The 19,435-nt window shown below is 42.5% G+C and carries 6 protein-coding genes, 1 pseudogene and 1 CRISPR repeat array (1 of these 8 only partly in view); of the genes and pseudogenes, 4 read left to right on the forward strand and 3 right to left on the reverse strand.

The genetic code is table 11. The features are described 5' to 3' along the window. Window positions 1-347: direct repeats of the CRISPR family, unit length 37 nt; unit sequence ATTGCAATTCAACAAAATCCCTATTAGGGATTGAAAC (it extends 495 nt beyond the left edge of the window). Window positions 348-349: 2 nt separating this feature from the next. Then, a pseudogene (mnmE, locus tag V7L31_RS07355) lies at window positions 350-1,741 on the reverse strand (tRNA uridine-5-carboxymethylaminomethyl(34) synthesis GTPase MnmE); the annotation flags it as partial. A 189-nt stretch (window positions 1,742-1,930) separates the two neighbouring features. On the opposite strand from mnmE, the gene V7L31_RS07360 reads away from it, so the two are divergent. Beyond that, a complete protein-coding gene (locus V7L31_RS07360) occupies window positions 1,931-2,131 on the forward strand; it encodes a hypothetical protein (RefSeq protein ID WP_179065260.1) in 201 nt (66 codons plus the stop codon). 437 nt (window positions 2,132-2,568) lie between these two features. Here V7L31_RS07360 and fdhD read toward each other — a convergent pair whose 3' ends face one another. Continuing rightward, complete coding sequence (gene fdhD / locus V7L31_RS07365) at window positions 2,569-3,408, reverse strand: formate dehydrogenase accessory sulfurtransferase FdhD (protein ID WP_334695639.1); 840 nt, start codon at window positions 3,406-3,408, stop codon at window positions 2,569-2,571. A gap of 143 nt (window positions 3,409-3,551) precedes the next feature. Between fdhD and V7L31_RS07370 the strand changes: the two genes are divergently transcribed. From V7L31_RS07370 to V7L31_RS07380, 3 genes are all read left to right on the forward strand, one after another. After that, the gene (locus V7L31_RS07370) at window positions 3,552-4,733 is read left to right on the forward strand and encodes a serine hydrolase domain-containing protein (protein ID WP_334695640.1); all 1,182 of its coding nucleotides are present in this window, start codon (window positions 3,552-3,554) and stop codon (window positions 4,731-4,733) included. 205 nt (window positions 4,734-4,938) lie between these two features. Continuing rightward, window positions 4,939-5,124, forward strand: coding sequence for a hypothetical protein (locus tag V7L31_RS07375; protein WP_334695641.1), 186 nt, complete (start codon window positions 4,939-4,941; stop codon window positions 5,122-5,124). A 349-nt stretch (window positions 5,125-5,473) separates the two neighbouring features. Further along, window positions 5,474-12,091, forward strand: coding sequence for a HAMP domain-containing protein (locus V7L31_RS07380; RefSeq protein ID WP_334695642.1), 6,618 nt, complete (start codon window positions 5,474-5,476; stop codon window positions 12,089-12,091). Window positions 12,092-12,300: 209 nt separating this feature from the next. On the opposite strand, the gene V7L31_RS07385 is transcribed toward V7L31_RS07380, so the two are convergent. Continuing rightward, a complete protein-coding gene (locus tag V7L31_RS07385) occupies window positions 12,301-19,404 on the reverse strand; it encodes an AAA family ATPase (protein ID WP_334695643.1) in 7,104 nt (2,367 codons plus the stop codon). Window positions 19,405-19,435 lie beyond the last annotated feature (31 nt).

Consider the following 19,435-nt stretch of genomic DNA (forward strand, 5'->3'; position numbering starts at 1 on the left):
TATTCAAGGCTAAATTGCAATTCAACAAAATCCCTATTAGGGATTGAAACTCTGCTAACCTAGACTTTAACTTTACTACACAATCATATTGCAATTCAACAAAATCCCTATTAGGGATTGAAACATCTATAATTATAATTTACTATTAAAATATTAATTGCAATTCAACAAAATCCCTATTAGGGATTGAAACATCATTGCCAAGCCATTGCAGTGAATTGGCATCAAAGAAAATTGCAATTCAACAAAATCCCTATTAGGGATTGAAACGCTTACCGAATCTAATAAGCAGCATGGGGAAAACTCAGAGATTGCAATTCAACAAAATCCCTATTAGGGATTGAAACTACTTTCCAATACAGAATTTACTGAAAATTCTCTCTAAAACTGATTCTGTTACTTCTTCTCCGGTAATTTCTCCTAAAGCTTGAATTGCACCTCTTAAGTCAATTGTCCAAAAGTCAAGAGGGAACTGCTGGGCAATTGTCGCTTGTACCTGTTCCAAAGAAATTTTTGCTTGAGTTAAAGCTGCTGCCTGCCTTTGGTTAATGGCTAAATCCATATCAGCCGCTTGTACTTTTCCAGATTGAACTATCTCTAAAATTGCTATTTCTAAAGCATCAATACCTTGATTTTGGGCTGCGGCTGTGACAATTTTGGATTTCGCAACTTGAATTTTAGATTGAATATTTTTTCTATCCTCTTCTCGTAATAAATCGATTTTGTTAATCACTACGATCAACGGACGGTGTTGTACCTTTTCGTAAATTTCTCGATCGCCTTCCGTCCAACCTGCGGAAGCATCGATGGTCAGCAAGACTAAATCAGCTGCATTAGCGGCACGATGCGATCGCTCCACGCCAATTTTTTCCACTTGGTCTGTTGTTTCCCGAATCCCCGCAGTATCTAGCACTTGTATAGGAATTCCCCCGACAACTAGCTGAGATTCAACTACATCGCGGGTTGTGCCGGGTAAATCAGTCACAATGGCGCGATCGCTACGACTCCAAGCGTTCAATAAACTCGACTTACCCACATTCGGACGCCCAACAATTGCCACTTTTAAACCAGTGCGTAGCAACTCACCTTTGTCTTTGGTTTCCAATAATCTAGTTATTTCTGCGGCAATTTTATCGATTTCTGATATGATGAACTTATGATCCAACGGAGGTAAGTCTTCCTCAAAATCAATCCTAGCTTCAATTTCTGCTAAGATATCCAAACAGTTAGCGCGTAACTGCCGAATCGGATGAGCTAATTTTCCTTGTAAACCAGCTAAGGCGCTTTGAGCAGCTTGGGGCGATTTAGCTCCCACCAAATCAGCAATACCTTCAGCTTGGGTTAAATCCAATCTTCCATTCAAAAAGGCGCGGAGAGTAAATTCCCCAGGTTGAGCGAGTCTAGCCCCATTTTCCAAACACAGTTGTAATACTTGCTGCACTGCCATAATTCCCCCGTGACAGTGGAATTCCACGACATCTTCACGGGTGTAAGAACGAGGTGCTTTCATAATCAGCAACAGGGCTTCATCCACTAATTGTTGCGTCTGGGGATGGCGAATGTAACCGTAGAGAATCCGGTGACTTTCCCAAACTTGTCGCCCTGGTGCATGAAAGAGACTTTGGGCTAGAGCCATTGCTTGAGAACCGGACACCCGCACAATACCAACACTACCCTGTTGGGGGACAACAGCAGTAGCGATCGCGGCTATAGTTCCAGTAGTAGCAAAGAGTTCTGACATGAGCGCCCTTAATAATAGTTAGGAGTAAAAATCATAACTTATAACTCATAACTTTCTGAACGAGAGGTATTTAGACTAATGAGATGGCAACTTGACAAGGTAAAATTTACCTAGAGGGTTATACCTGATAGTGAAGAGTTAGAGACGTAAATTATAACTCATAACTTTTAGAGAGAGGAATTGACGACTGTGGAGCAAAAGATTAACTGCGCCCAAGCCTGTGTTAACGGATGTGTTTTAGGAGATAAATGCCCCAATGTCGAGTTTAGAGAGGCAGCCGCAAAATTTATTGAAGAGACTCCTTTAGACAAAATGCTGGAGTTGGCACAGGAACGTCTACGGAAAAAAATCACGGAACCACCAAAATGGGTTTTTCCTGAAGATCCATAGCATTCGGGTGGGGTGTAAAATAATTCCGATGAAACAAAATACAAAACTTTTGCTTCCTCGGTACGGTGTCGTACTCTCGGCGATAAGCTAAAAAATATCTAATTTGCATAATCGAATTAAACATAACTCTTGTGGGATGGACATCTTGCCATTGGTGTCAACTTAAGCTGGAAATAGCTTATCTGTTGGCTTCCATGCCCGCCCGGAAATAAATTTCCGGTCTAATCGGCTTAAGTCTACTGAAGTAGACTGGAGATTTTTGACGATATTTAGTCATCTTCAGATGACTTTAGCTATGAGACGGGAATTTCAATTCCCGGCGGACAAGCGGTTTCGCGTTCAGTTGACACCAATGGCAACATGAGCGCCCATCTGATGCAATTTAAATATGGAAGACCTTAACACAAAAAGTTACTCTTAATTAAAAAACCGTGTTCTTAAGTAGCGTTTATTCTTTGTAAACCAGTATAAATATTGAACCGTTCTCCGCGCAGAAATCCAATTAAGGTAATCCCGAATTCCTTGGCGACAGACACCGCCAAACTACTAGGAGCGGAAACAGAACAGACAATGGGAATTCCAGCAGTTGTAGACTTTTGCAAAATTTCAAAACTAGAGCGTCCGCTCACCAGGACAATACAATTATTTAAAGGCAACTCGTCACTGAGCAAAGCTGTACCAATCAATTTATCTAAAGCATTGTGTCGCCCAACATCCTCCCACAGGTTTAACAGTTTTCCTTGAGCATCGAAGAGAGCCGCAGCGTGTAAACCCCCTGTAGCAGTGAAGATACTTTGAGCAGCCCGAAGCTTGTCTGGTAAGCTATAGATAATCTCAGGTGTTACCGTTGGGCCAGAAGGAATCACTGGACATCCCCGCAAACGCAAAGCCTCAAGGCTAGCTTTACCACACACCCCACAGGCGCTACTAGTATAAAAATGACGCTCCAAAGGCTGTAAATCTGGAATTAACCCATCCCGTAGTTCTACATTGACGATATTATGGCGTTGCTCACCATCTACCGATTCATCTACGCAGTAGCTAATACGTCGAATATCTTCCCTGCGGCTAACGACTCCTTCACTGTAGAGGAAACCAGCAGCTAGTTCAAAATCTGCTCCTGGTGTCCGCATCGTAACAGCTACCGTTTTCTGGAAAGGAACAAGACGAATCTCTAAAGGTTCTTCTGTAGTGAGATGATCTAAACGAGGATGTACTTGACCTTTTTCCATTACCCAAACAGTGGCTTTGGTTTTGCTTTTAGTTGGCATTGTCATATTTTTGGGAGTTGGTGAATTTAAATTTTGATACTAATCTGGAAACAGAGTAATGCTATTTGTATATCAGATGTCAGTTTGATGCTCACCAACTACTTTGTGCTGTTGAGTTAGATCGGATAGATTGCTGTTTAGGAAGTAAAATGAACCTAAGATTTTTGGCTTTCAGCAAAATTTTATTTGCAATAGTCTTTGTAATTTCCCTCGGTTTTACAGGATATTTAGTGGGTGATAACATTAGTCAGAGAGTAATTGGAAAATCTCTTGCTAAACAAGTTATGCCTACCTCCACCGTCGGAAAAAGTTCTCAACTACAAACCCTTTTAAATGAGATAGTTGCAGAACAGCGAATTCCTGGCGCAGTAATGTATATTATTACACCTAAAGGCTCTTGGCTAGGAGCATCTGGTGTGGATGACTTGTCAAGTAAAACTCGGATGAAACCCACAGATGGCTTTTCTATTGCCAGTATGAGTAAAACTTTTGTGGCGGTGGTTGTGCTGAAATTAGTGGAGCAAGGGAAGATAGAATTAGATCGGGCGATCGCAACCTACCTACCAGCAGACATCAGTCCTCATATTGTCAACAGCGACAAAATTACAGTTCGTCAACTGCTTAACCATACTAGTGGTGTTGCTGAATACCTAGAAACAAAAAAGTTTATTCAAGCTACTGCGAAAAGAAGTCGCTCACAGCCTTGGACAGCCAGAGAAGCTATTCAGTATATGTACCAAGAGGAACCGCAGGCAAATCCTGGAGAAAAATTTATTTATACTGATTGCAACTACATTCTTTTGGAACTGATTGTTGAAAATATCACGAAAGGAACTCTCGCCCAAGCAATCCGCAGTCAAATTTTAAAACCATTGGGATTAAAACATACCTTCACAGAACTGCGCGAACCAGCAATTGGAGAAGTAGCTACAGGTTATGGCGATCGCAATAAGGATGGTAAGCTACATAGCTACGCCGAAGTCAATGATGGCAATGGTTTAGGAGATGGGGGATTAGTTTCAACAGCAGAGGATTTAGCCAAATTCGCCAAAGCATTATTTGTCAAAAAAACCTTACTCTCCTCGAAAATGATGAAAGAAATGCTGAAATTTAAAGATAATGGCGAAGGCTATAGCTATGGGTTGGGTGTCGAAAGGTTTTCATCTCCTTTAGCAAAAGCAATTGGGCATAGTGGTACAGCTTATGGCTTCGTAACATTGCTTGCATATTTACCCAATCAAAATACCACCATAATAGTGCTACTAAATAATCAAGATGTTGATATTAAATCAGTAGCTAGAACAGGTTTGGATGTTGTCGAGAAGAAATAATAGTAATTTGTAATTATGCTTGTAGGGGTTTTCTACTCATGATGTATCACTAAGAACACTAATCAAGATATTCTTAGTGATACATCTTATCCTTGCTTCTTGCTTAAGTTGACACTAATACCCTACCCTGTGGTCTATTTACGTGAAAATAGCTGCAAGTGTGGATATTTTATTTCTGGGATAAGAATTTTTATATCTGTCTGGGGTGCAGCCGCATAACGCCGTTCAAATTCAGGGCGAGTTAGGCGATGTCTACGACGGGCTACGCCTACGCCACTTTCAAACGGAGGCAGATGTCTCTGGGGTGAGTACTCTCCAACCTTGCCAATCCTTGAATTGCCGGATATTTCTGACTTTAGCAAATCTTCAGTTATCAGTTAAAATTTGTTGATTTGCTACTTTCCTCAAATTCCAAAAATCATAAAACGTAATGTTAATTGTCGTCTTGTATTTTACTGTGCGATGCTGTATTCGCCCAGGTAGACATTGCCTACAGTTGATGCTGCATAACAGAGTCCAACTAGCTATCATTAGCTAAGTGGTATGTCAGATACAATCGCAATACCATTTAGTTTGCAGTCTTTATCAACTGCTTACACTCGCACCGATAAAAATTAGTTTGATTTACTTTTTATTTCCTACTCTCTATTTTGATAACCATTACCTAAAAGTTCTCTAACTAGGTACGGGATACAAAAAATACAAAAAATTCCTCAAGATTCAAGATTAAGGATAAGGCTATGGCAACCGAACAGTTAACTAGAGACAGCGACAATCTAGATTTAAATCAGCTACTAAGAACGCTGAATGCTGTTAAACACGGTGACTTCTCGGCTCGGATGCCCATAGACCATACTGGTGTAGCGGGGAAAATAGCTGATACGCTCAATGATATTATTGACCAGAATGAGCGGATGGCGGCAGAACTACAACGCATTGGTAATGTTGTCGGCAAAGAAGGCAAAATTGCCGATCGCGCCTCTCTTGGAGATGTTCGCGGATCTTGGTCAGATTGTGTTACTTCTGTCAATACTCTGATTACAGATTTAGTTCAACCAACAGCTGAAACTACGCGGGTGATTCGGTCGGTTGCCAATGGTGACTTATCCCAAACGATCGCTACAGAAATTGATGGCAGACCCTTGCAAGGTGAGTTTCTCCAAACTGCGAATATCGTCAACACGATGGTAGAACGCCTCGGTTCTTTTGCGAGTGAAGTTACCAGGGTTGCCCGTGAGGTGGGAACTGAAGGTAAATTGGGTGTCCAAGCCGAAGTGCAAGGTGTGGCTGGCACTTGGAAAGATTTGACTGATAACGTTAACTTAATGGCGGGTAATCTCACCGGTCAAGTTCGCAACATTGCCGAAGTTGCCACTGCGATCGCCAATGGTGACTTATCCAAAAAAATCACCGTTAATGTCAAAGGTGAAATTCTCGAACTAAAAAACACCGTCAACACGATGGTGGATCAGCTTAATTCCTTTGCGAGTGAAGTAACGCGAGTTGCCCGTGAAGTGGGAACTGAAGGGAAGTTGGGCGTACAAGCCGAAGTTAAAGGTGTAGCAGGTACTTGGAAGGATTTAACTGACAACGTTAATTTAATGGCAGGAAATTTGACTGCCCAAGTCCGTAACATTGCGGAAGTAACAACGGCGGTAGCTAATGGCGATTTGTCTAAGAAAATAACTGTAGATGTGAAAGGTGAAATTTTAGAGTTGAAAAACACCGTTAACATCATGGTGGATCAACTGAATTCTTTTGCATCAGAAGTCACAAGAGTTGCCCGTGAGGTGGGTGCTGAAGGTAAATTGGGCGGTCAAGCAGAAGTTCGCGGGGTAGCGGGTACGTGGAAAGACCTGACCGATAGTGTGAATTTCATGGCGGGAAGCTTGACGGCACAGGTGCGGAATATTGCCGAAGTGACCACAGCGGTAGCGAATGGCGACTTATCTAAGAAAATCACTGTGGATGTGAAAGGTGAAATTTTGGAGTTGAAAAACACCATCAATACAATGGTGGATCAACTGAATTCCTTTGCATCGGAAGTAACAAGAGTTGCGCGGGAGGTGGGAACTGAAGGGAAGTTGGGCGTACAAGCAGAAGTCCGGGGAGTTGCGGGGACTTGGAAAGATTTAACTGATAACGTTAACTTAATGGCGGGTAATCTCACCGGACAGGTGCGAAATATTGCCGAAGTTGCGACTGCGATCGCAAATGGCGATCTATCTAAAAAAATTACCGTCGATGTGAGAGGTGAAATTCTCGAACTCAAGAATACCATCAATATCATGGTGGATCAACTCAGTTCTTTTGCAAGTGAAGTAACACGGGTTGCGCGTGAGGTGGGAAGTGAAGGAAAACTGGGAGTCCAAGCCGATGTGCGCGGTGTCGCGGGTACTTGGAAAGATTTAACTGACAGCGTAAACTTCATGGCGGGAAGTTTAACGGCGCAGGTGCGGAATATTGCGGAAGTGACTACGGCGGTGGCAACTGGCGACTTATCCAAGAAAATTACCGTTGATGTCAAAGGTGAAATTCTGGAACTCAAAAATACCATTAACACAATGGTGGATCAACTCAATTCTTTTGCATCAGAAGTTACAAGGGTTGCCCGTGAGGTGGGAAGCGAAGGAAAACTGGGCGTACAAGCAGAAGTGCGCGGCGTAGCGGGTACGTGGAAAGATTTAACCGATAGCGTAAACTTCATGGCGGGAAGCTTAACGGCGCAGGTGCGGAATATTGCCGAAGTGACTACGGCGGTTGCAACTGGCGACTTATCCAAGAAAATCACCGTCGATGTCAAAGGTGAAATTCTGGAGTTGAAAAATACCATAAATACAATGGTAGATCAACTCAGTTCCTTTGCAAGTGAAGTTACAAGAGTTGCTCGTGAAGTGGGAACTGAAGGTAAATTGGGTGTACAAGCGGAAGTAAAAGACGTTGCCGGGACTTGGAAAGATTTAACCGACAGCGTGAACTTCATGGCGGGAAGCTTGACGGCACAGGTGCGGAACATTGCCGAAGTGACAACTGCGATCGCCAATGGTGACTTATCTAAGAAAATTACTGTTGCCGTCAAAGGCGAAATTCTGGAACTCAAGAATACCATCAATATAATGGTGGATCAACTTAATTCCTTTGCAAGTGAAGTGACGCGGGTGGCGCGTGAAGTAGGAAGCGAAGGTAAACTAGGCGTACAAGCAGATGTGCGCGGCGTAGCTGGAACTTGGAAAGATTTAACCGACAGCGTGAACTTCATGGCGGGAAGTTTAACGGCACAGGTGCGAAACATTGCCGCCGTTACCACAGCTGTAGCGAATGGCGACTTATCTAAGAAAATCTCCGTTGATGTCAAAGGTGAAATTTTAGAGTTGAAAAACACCGTCAACACGATGGTAGATCAACTCAATTCCTTTGCAAGTGAAGTGACAAGAGTAGCCCGTGAGGTGGGAACTGAAGGTAAACTGGGCGTACAAGCCGAAGTTAAAGGTGTAGCCGGCACTTGGAAAGATTTAACCGACAGCGTAAACTTCATGGCGGGAAGTTTGACGGCACAAGTGCGGAATATTGCCGAAGTTACCACGGCGGTAGCTAACGGCGACTTATCTAAAAAAATCACCGTCGATGTGAAAGGTGAAATTCAAGAACTTAAAAACACCATTAATACAATGGTGGATCAGTTAAATTCCTTTGCATCAGAAGTTACCAGGGTTGCCCGTGAGGTGGGAACGGAAGGTAAATTGGGCGTGCAAGCTTACGTCAGAGGCGTAGCTGGGACTTGGAAAGATTTAACAGACAATGTTAACTCGATGGCGGGGAACCTTACCGGGCAAGTTCGCAACATCGCCGAAGTGACGAAAGCGGTAGCGAATGGCGACTTATCTAAGAAAATTACCGTCGATGCCAAAGGCGAAATTTTGGATTTGAAGAATACTACCAACACGATGGTAGATCAACTCAGTTCCTTTGCATCGGAAGTAACGCGGGTGGCGCGGGAAGTGGGAACTGAAGGAAAGTTGGGCGGACAAGCGCAAGTCCAAGGTGTGGCGGGGACTTGGAAAGATTTAACTGATAACGTGAACTCGATGGCGGGGAATTTAACGGCACAAGTGCGCGGTATTGCCAGAGTTGTAACCGCAGTTGCTAACGGTGACTTAAAACGGAAACTAATGCTAGATGCTAAGGGAGAAATTGAAACCTTGGCAGAAACAATCAACGAGATGATTGATACCCTGGCGACATTTGCCAATCAAGTAACTACAGTAGCGCGGGAAGTGGGAATTGAAGGGAAGTTAGGCGGACAAGCAAGAGTACCTGGCGCGGCTGGAACTTGGAAAGATTTAACGGATAATGTGAATGAACTTGCTGCTACACTGACAACTCAGTTGCGAGCGATCGCAGAAGTTGCTACAGCTGTAACTAAAGGTGATTTAACTCGTTCAATTGCCGTCGAAGCACTAGGGGAAGTAGCAATACTTAAAGATAATATCAACCAGATGATTGCTAATCTGCGGGAGACAACGCAGAAAAACACCGAACAAGACTGGTTGAAAACTAACTTAGCCAAGTTTACCAGAATGCTCCAAGGTCAGCGAGACTTGGAAACCGTATCTAAATTAATTCTCTCAGAATTAGCGCCCTTGGTAGGAGCGCAGCACGGCGTATTCTTCCTGATGGAGTCTGGGGAAAATATACCGTATTTGAAATTAATTAGTAGCTACGCTTACCGCGAACGCAGACATCTAGCTAACCGCTTCCACTTGGGTGAAGGTTTGGTGGGACAATGCGCTTTAGAAAAAGAGCGAATTCTGCTAACGGATGTACCGAACGATTATGTCAGAATTGCCTCTGGTTTAGGAGAAGCAACGCCCCTGAATGCCGTGGTGTTACCTGTACTTTTTGAAGGACAGGTGACAGCAGTGATTGAATTAGCATCCTTCCGCCGCTTTAGCGAAATTCATCTGACATTCTTCGACCAGCTTACCGAAAGTATTGCGATCGTTCTCAACACGATCGCCGCATCGATGCGAACTGAAGAATTACTCAAACAATCGCAATCTTTAGCTGAAGAACTCCAAACCCAACAAAGTGAACTCCGCGAAACCAACAAACGCTTAGAACAACAAGCCCAATCACTCAAAACCTCTGAAGATTTACTCAAAGGACAGCAAGAGGAACTGCAACAAACCAACGCCGAATTAGAAGAAAAGGCAGAGTTGTTGGCGATGCAAAAGAAAGAAGTCGAGCGTAAAAATCGGGAAATTGAACAAGCAAGACTATCTTTAGAAGACAAGGCTGAACAACTCGCCCTTTCCTCAAAATACAAATCAGAATTTCTCGCCAATATGTCCCATGAACTGCGGACACCGTTAAACAGCTTGTTGATTTTAGCGAAATTGTTGACAGATAACATTGATCGCAACCTCACCGCCAAGCAAGTCGAATACAGCCGAACAATTTATTCAGCCGGTAATGATTTGTTGACGTTAATCAATGACATTCTGGATCTCGCTAAAATTGAATCTGGAACGATGTCCATTGACATGATTCCAATGCCATTGGCAGAGTTGGGTGATGTGATTGAGCGCACCTTCCGGCAAATTGCTGAAAACAAAGGACTTGCCTTTACAATTGAATTCACTCCCGAATTGCCAAACACCATCTATTCAGATGTCAAACGCTTACAACAGGTGTTGAAAAATCTCCTCTCCAACGCTTTTAAATTTACAGAACAAGGAGAGGTACGCTTACGGATTGCGGTAGCGAAGGTAGGGTGGAGTCTCGGCCACGAAACCTTAAATAGTGCCCAGCTTGTGATTGCCTTCTCAGTCAGCGATACAGGCATTGGCATTCCCCCCGAAAAACAAAAAGTGATTTTTGAAGCATTCCAACAAGCCGATGGCTCTACCATTCGCAGATACGGCGGCACTGGATTAGGCTTATCAATTAGCCGCGAAATCGCCCGTCTCTTCGGCGGCGAAATTAAACTCATCAGTCAACCCGGTGAAGGTAGCACCTTTACATTCTACTTACCACAATTTAGTGCTGTTAGCGATAGCGGGGCGTTTAGCCAGTTCCGAGTGCTGAGTGCTGAGTCTAGATCGACACTCCTCACTCCTCACTCCCCACTCCTCACTCCCCACTCAGCATTGATTAATGACGATCGCACCACCATTGAAAGAGGCGATCGCGTGTTATTAATTGTCGAAGATGACGTTAATTTTGCGCGTATCCTTCTAGATATGGCGCAACAGCAAGGATTCAAGGTAATAGCTGCCCAAACCGGTAGTACAGGTTTGATGTTAGCGCAGCAATTTCTACCTTCAGCCATTTTGCTAGATATCCGGTTGCCAGAAATGGATGGTTGGACGGTATTAGATCGTCTAAAACATGACCCAAATACCCGTCACATCCCCGTACATATCATGACAGTTGAGGAAGGGAGACAACGCGGTTTACAATTAGGTGCGATCGCATATCTGCAAAAACCCTTAACCAGCGAGACAATATCCGAGGCGTTGAGCAAAATTAAAGGTTTTGTTGAACGCCAGGTGAAAAATTTATTAGTAGTCGAAGACGATGACACTCAACGGCTGAGTATTGTTGAGTTAATTGGCAACAGCGATGTTTCAACCACAGCTGTGGCTAACGGTACAGAAGCCCTAGAAGCAATTCGCACCCAGCATTTTGATTGCCTCGTCCTCGATTTAGGGCTACCCGACATGACCGGCTTTGAACTGATTGAGCAGATAAAGCTTTTACCTCTCGGTAAAACTTTACCAATTATTGTCTACACAGGTAGAGAAATTAGCAAAGCTCAAGAAACGGAACTCAGACGAATTGCCGAAACAATCATTATTAAAGATGTGCGATCGCCCGAACGTCTCCTTGATGAAACAGCATTATTTTTACACCGAGTCCAAGCAAATTTACCAGCACCAAAGCGCCAAATCCTTGAACAACTGCATTCACAAGATTACTTACTCACTGGCAAAAAAGCGCTAATTGTAGACGATGATATGCGGAATATCTTCGCTCTTACCAGTATGCTAGAGCGTTATCAAATCCAAGTTTTATATGCTGAAAATGGCAGAGACGGAATTGCATTGTTACAAAATACACCAGATATTGATGTGGTGTTGATGGATGTGATGATGCCAGAAATGGATGGTTACGAAACAACACGCGTAATCCGCCAAAACGAGCAATTTAAATCTTTGCCGATTATTGCACTGACCGCTAAAGCCATGCAAGGCGATCGCGAGAAGTGTATTGAAGCCGGCGCATCAGACTACATTACTAAACCTGTAGATACCGAACAATTGCTGTCGCTGTTACGTGTTTGGCTATATCGTTAATTAGCTGTTGGACGTTTAACTTGCATATTACCTAGAATTAAAACTCTTGTGGGGTGGGCATCTTGCCCGCCCAGTCCATAGGGCGGGCGAGACGCCCACCCCACAAAAAGTAGTTGAGTATTTTTTTATTTGGAAGTCCCTAATCGTTTACCTGTGTTTCTGGCTATTCTTTTACAACGTTCCTCGGATGCTACTGCTATATTCCACCATCATGCCAAATCGGGAACCAATGACGCGATCGCCTTCACCAATTCCTCTGGATCTACAGGCTTAGAGATATGCTGTTGAAATCCCGCAGCGATCGCTTGTTGCTGATCTATCTCACCAGCATAAGCAGTTAAAGCGATCGCGGGAATTGTCCCGCCTTGTTCTGGTTCCAGACTTCTGATCTGTCGCATCAGCATATAGCCATCCATTTCTGGCATCCCGATATCGCTGACGATCAGATTTGGCTGGGATTGACTCAATGCTGTTAAAGCCTCAATGGCTGAAGCGACAACGGTAACAGTTGCACCATATTGCTCCAGCATAAAGGGCAAAAATTCTCGCATATCTGCGTCATCATCTACCACTAGAATCTCTAAGCCAGACAAAGGCAAAGATTGAGCCGCCACCAGTGAAGAGTTATCTTCTACATTCTTAATTCCTTTGTTTTCATCTTGTAAACATGGAAGTCTGACGGTGAAAGTTGCTCCTTTGGCTTCGCCCAGACTTTCTGCTTGCACAGTTCCCCCGTGAAGTTCTACGAGATGACGGACGATCGCTAATCCTAAACCTAAACCGCCAAATTTGCGAGTTGTGGCACCATCAGCTTGACGGAAATAATCAAAGACGAATGGTAAGAACTCAGGTTCAATTCCCTTCCCTGTATCAGTTATGCAGATTTGTACTTGTGAGCCAACTTGCTCTAATTTAATTTTTACCTGTCCACCAATGGGAGTAAACTTAATGGCATTAGAAAGAATATTCCAAATGACTTGCTGTAATCGATTGGCATCGCCTAAAACTTCTCCAATACCAGATTTAAAAATTGTCTGAATCTGGATAGATTTAGCCTCCGCCGATAGACGCACTGTCTCGATCGCAGCTTCAATCACTGATACTAAATTAATCCGGCCGAAGTTGAGATTAAGTTTACCCTGAAGGATACGGGAAACATCCAACAAATCTTCAATTAATTGAGTTTGTAACTTGGCATTGCGCTCAATAGTTTCTAGGGCGCGATCGCTGGTTGCTTGATCGAGCTTGCGACTCCGCATCAGTTTTGCCCAACCTAAAATCGGGTTGAGTGGTGTTCTCAATTCATGAGACAGCACAGCTAAAAATTCATCTTTGACGCGATTTGCACTTTCAGCAGCGCTTCTTGCCGTTCGTTCGGCTTCGTAGAGATGGGCGCGAGCGATCGCTTGGGCACATTGTTGAGCAACAGCCAAGATAAATGCTCGATCTTCTCCACTAAGTTGTTGAGGTTGGGCAAATCCCAAACTTATACCGCCAACTGCCCAACCCTCTACCATCAATGGAATAGAAATCCAGGCATTAAAATCATATTGGGCATAAATTTCTGCTAAATGTGGGTAACGATCTGCCCGATTTTTTGTTGGTTCAGCCCAAATAGGTTTCCCAGTTCGCACCGCTTCTGCTAAAGGAGAGGGTGAATCGATGGCAAAAATACGCCAAGTATTCACCAAATCCTGGTTATAGCCAACCGCACGTACAATTTCCAGTTCCGTTTTACTTTCATTCAACAAAGCAACAAGGGCAGAACTAGCTCCCAAGGCAGCCATGCTCTGCTCGACAATCACTTCAGATACTTGGGCTGGTGTCAGCGATTCTGAAAGGGCAGCCGTGATCGATTGGAGACGGGCAATGCGCTCTAATGCTCTTTCTGCCATTCTTTGTGCTTGCTGCGCTTCTTGGTAAAGGCGGGCATTATCAATGGCGATCGCCGCTCGATGGGCAATATCTTCCGCTAATGGCAAGTCAGTTGTGCTGTAACGACGCTCTGATTCAGCAGTAAAAAAGGAAATTGCCCCAAAAACTTTTTCACGTGCCATTAACGGCAGCATTATACATGACTTTAAACCGATTTCACGTATAATCCTGAGATGTTCTGCATCTGGGATGCCTTTTGCTAATAGTGCATCTGAGATTTCAGTTACCATTTCAGGAATTCCTGTACGCAGCACCTTAGGCACACCTCCAGGCTCATCCAATTTTCTTGGATAATGCTGATGAAGTTCCCAACCGAGTTTAACTTTATCTGGATCTCGGTGAGCAACTGCTACCCGATTAATAAATTGGTTGTCTTGCAGCAGATCAACGCTACACCAATCGGCGAAGTAAGGCACAACCAGATTTGCCACACTTGCTAGCGTACTTTCGTAATCAAGGGAAGAAGCGAGGGTTGCACTGACTTGAGCTAAAAACGCTGCTCGTTGCTGATCGGCCTCTGCTTCCTGTCGCGCGGTTTGCTCTTGAATCAGTTGGATTCGTTCGGCTTCCGATTGTTTGCGTTCTGTGATATCAAGCACAACACCACTCATGTGTGTGGCAATACCCGCTTCGTTGAAAAAGGCTTTTCCCCGACAGACTGCGTAGCGGATACTGCCGTCATCCCAAATAATTCGATATTCTAAATTATGCTCCACACCTTCGTTAATAGCTCGACTCAACGATTGAGCCAGCAATCCGCGATCGCTTGGATGCAGATGAGCTAAAATTGCCTCAGAAGTGCCAGCAAAGGTTTCCGGTGTTAACCCAAATAGTTGATAGATTTGCTCATCCCAATCAAAGCAATCGCTGCTAATATCCCAACTCCAAACCCCGATTTTGGCAGATTTCAACGCCAAATTTAGTTGTGCTTTGCTATCTTCTAAACCTTGATAAAGACGAGCATTTTCTAGAGAAATAGCAATTTGAACTGTCAAAATTTCTAATACAGAAAGTTTTTCCTGTGTAAAAGCACTGGAGATCAGATTATTTTCTAAATATAAAATACCAAGTAATTTTGACTGACGGGCGATCGGCAAACAAAGTACAGATTTAGGTTGCTTTTGAATTACATACTCATCCTTGGAAAAGAAATTATGCTCAGTAGCATTTTGCAAAATCACTGTTTCTTGAGTTCGCTGAACGTAATTCAGTATTGATTGCGGAATAACCTGAGAAATTTCACCCTCTAATATAGGTCGAGAAACGTTGAGCTTTTCTGCTTGGGGATTAACCTTAGCTTCTACTTCAATCACCAGATTTTGCTCATGTTCAAGCAATAAATAACCGATTTCTGCTCCTGCTTGCTCGATCACAATTTGCATTAATGTCTTCAACAACCGTGAAAAAACAATCTCACTACTTATAGTTTGAGAGGCTTTAACTACTGATAAAAAGTCTAAATGCTCACCTGTGGTGATAAACGTGCCATTAGAGACAAGCTGTTGCTGTGGCAATAGCTGAGGATAGGATTCTTCGAGGTGCTTGACTTTAGCAAATGCCTCCCAGCGCACATAAGCATTCTTAGCTGCTTCCAAATAAGTTTTGGCAATTAATTCAAACTCTCGCTCCAAATAGAACTTAGCCGCTAGCTCATTAGCCAAAGCTTCATATTGCCCAAATCCCTGCTCACTAGCTGAAGCAATTGATTGCTCATACAGGCGCATTGCTTCCAAATCTCGACCTTCAAGCCGAGCTATTTCAGCAGCTACTAATTGAGACTTGTGTAAAAAGTTGGCAGAGCAGTGGTTAGCCCAATATTGCAATTGTTGTTGATGGAATTCTAAAGTTTGCAAAAACTGTTCTTGCTCTTGATTAGATACTGTTGGATAAAGAGCCGTTAAAGTTAGTGAGTAATATAAAATGTAATCTGTTTCAATTGGTAATGCCAGTGTTGTAACTGGAAATTTGGATAATTCTAAGGCAGATTTCAAGGCTTCTGTATATTGTCGATATGTAAAAAAGATAATTAATTTGATAATGTGATAAAAAATAATCCCACTGACGAAACCTGCATCTGTAATTACAGATAAAGCGTGTGATTCATCAAAACCATCATCACTTAGAGTCAGATTGTGATGAGTAAGTCCGCGCAGATTCATCAGAAGCATCTGCTGTAATCTGATTGTCTGATAAACAGCTTCATGTTTCGACTGACGGGCAAATGTAGTGTATTTCTCTAGAGATTTGTATGTATCTCCAAGTGGATATCCTAACTGGATAATTTGCCATGACCCTTGATAGCCGTTGTAGTTTGCCATAGTTATATCACCTGCTTCCACACAGCCGATAAACCCCCGCTCTAAAAAGGGAATATCACTGGCAATATGGTTACACCAAACGTTAATATGACTTCCATGAATATGTAAAACAACTCCTCTAAGTTTCAAATCATGCAACTTTTCATTCAATTGAATGGTCATCTCAGAAAATGCATAACCTGTGGGAATATCATGGAAGATGGAAACTAACAGCATCGCGTACATACTGTAAGCAAAACAGGAATCTTCCGTATTACCAAACTTGAGGGAGTAGTTAACAGCTTGAAGTACGACTAAGGGAAAGAGATCGGGTCTAGCTAGATAAGTAGGTGGGCCCAAAGTGGTCAACAAACTAATCAGTGTCTTAATATTTGGATCTTGGATTACCGGAGCATTAATTAAATCAGAGATTTGTCTATTACCTAAATTTATTAATACCTGGTTTTTTTCAATTGCGATCTCATCTTCCATTTCCTCATTTGTATCAGGAAATATCACCCCAAAAATTTTTAAAGCTTCTAATCCTAATATCAACGCCTCTTCATATCTACCTGCGACTTGATAGAGTCTGATTTGCAGCATATAAATATTAGATTTATCTACGTGAGATTTTGCTTTCAGCAATAATAGATCAAATAATTCTTCTGCTTGCTCTAAATTTCCGGTTAAGAATTCGCACTCAGCCTGTTCTCTAAACAAAGTAAATGTTTGTTCGTATTGTTCAAACCAGGCATTTTCAGCCAAAAGATTCATAGCAATGCTAAAAAATCTTTTTGCGGGAGTATAGGCTGTAGAAGCTTTTGCCTTTTTACCAGCAATTAAATTCAATCGCACCAATTCATCTTTTTCTGTTTGTTCAATAATTAGATCCACCGCAAGATTGAGTTGATTGACTAAATCAAAAATTTGCTCATTTACTTGTTCAGGATTAGCATTTCTCAGTAAAAGCTGCCCAATTTTTAGGTGAACAGCCGACTTTGATTCATCGGCAATTAAAGAGTATGCAGCTTGTTGAACTCTGTCATGGTAAAAACGATAGTTTTTATGATCACTTTCATCTGACTCAATGGCAATAATTAATCCTCTTAAAATTGCTTCAATAAGTGCATTTGCCGTTTCTGTAATAGACTGTTCTCCAACAAGTGCCAAAACTTCTAAATCAAAACGATTCCCGATGCAAGAGGCTAATTTAAGCACCTGTTGAGTTGCAATTGGCTGTTTTTGCATCCGCCCAATCATCAAAGTGACAATATTATCTGTAATCCCTTGGGCTTCAATCTCAGCTAGATTCCATTGCCACCCGCCATTAGTAAGAGGGGATTGAGGGGGGTCAAAATTCAGCAGATTCTCTTGATGCAGTGTTTTCAGAAACTCATTAACAAAAAAAGGATTACCGTCAGTTTTTTGGATAATCAATTTAGCCAGAGGTTCTACTTGTTCTGCTGAACTATGTAAGGTATCAGCAATTAACTGATTGACATAGACAAGATTTAACGGTGTCAGCAGAATTTCGGTCGTTCTTGCCCCATACTGCCGAACCTTATCTATCATCAAATTAAAGGGATGCACAACATCTACTTCGTTATCTCGATACGCCAAAATGAAGCAGAGATACTGGATACTAGAGCCAGTAATAATAGTTTCAATTAAATTCAAAGTAGCGGTGTCTGCCCACTGCATATCATCTAAAAAAACAGTGAGTGGATGTTCTTTTTTAGCAAAGACGCTGATAAAGTTCTGAAACACCAAGTTGAATCGATTTTGAGATTCAGCAGGCCCTAACTCTGGGATACAAGACTGTTCTCCAACAATTAGTTCAACTTCTGGAATTACATCTGTGATGAGCTTACCATTGTTCCCTAAAGCTGCTTTTATTTCCTGTTTCCAGGTAGAAAGTTTATCTTCTGGTTCAGTTAAAATTTGTCGAGCAAGTGTTTTAAAAGCTTGCACAATAGTGGAATAAGGAATATCTCGTTTGTATTGATCAAACTTGCCAGAGATAAAAACCCCACGTTCTCTAACAATGGGTTTGTGAATCTCCTTTACCAGGGAAGATTTACCAACGCCAGCATAGCCAGAAACTAATACGAGTTCTGGTTTTCCTTGGCTCACAACTCGCTCAAATGCTTGCAAAAGATTGGCAATCTCTGGTTTTCGCCCATACAATTTTTGGGGAATTTGAAAGCGTTCTGAGATATCTTGCTGACCCAAAACAAAGGATTGAATTTCTCCGGTTGTCTCTAATTGCTTCAAACACTTTTCTAGATCAAATTGCAAACCTAAAGCGCTCTGATATCTCTGTTCTGCAACCTTCGACAGCAATTTCATGGTAATCTCACAGAGCATTTGAGGAATATCAGAGTTCAGTTTATTTGGATCTAACGGAGATTTAGCAATATGACAATGTACCCACTCTAAGGGGTCTTTACCTTGAAATGGTAGCTGACCTGTGAGCATTTCATAAAAAGTGACTCCCAGCGAATACAAATCGCTGCGATGGTCAATCCCTCGATTCATTCGCCCGGTTTGCTCAGGTGATAAATAAGGTAAACTGCCCTCAATGCGACTGGAACTGCTAACTATTTGCTGCTGGTAGGGAATGAAAGCAGCAATTCCAAAATCGGCAATTTTTACCTGATTAGTTTCGAGGTTAATTAAAATATTTTGCGGCTTAATATCCTTGTGGACAATGTTACAAGTGTGGATTTGGGCGAGTTTACTGGTGATTTCAATGGCAATCTTCAAAAACGGCACAGGTTGTTGAAATTGGTCTAGAAATTGGTCGAGCGATCGCGCCTGAAAATCCTCCATAATTAAATAAGGGATTCCCTGGTGCATCTCTAAGGCGTAGGCTTTGACTGCTGCTGTGGTATTTAACCTTTGTGCGATCGCATACTCATGTTTAAGTTGTTCAATATTATTGGGTGTACACTGTTCTGGACGTAGCCCTTTGATAATTACCTGACACTGGTCTTCAACCTTAATTCCACGGTATATGACTGCTTTTACCCCTGCTTTTAACAAAGTGACAATTTTAAATCCGGGTAATGCAATCATCATGCCAAATACTCCAGCCGTGTTTCTTCAGGGA

The organism is Nostoc sp. (assembly GCF_036916655.1).
Lineage (GTDB): Bacteria > Cyanobacteriota > Cyanobacteriia > Cyanobacteriales > Nostocaceae > Nostoc.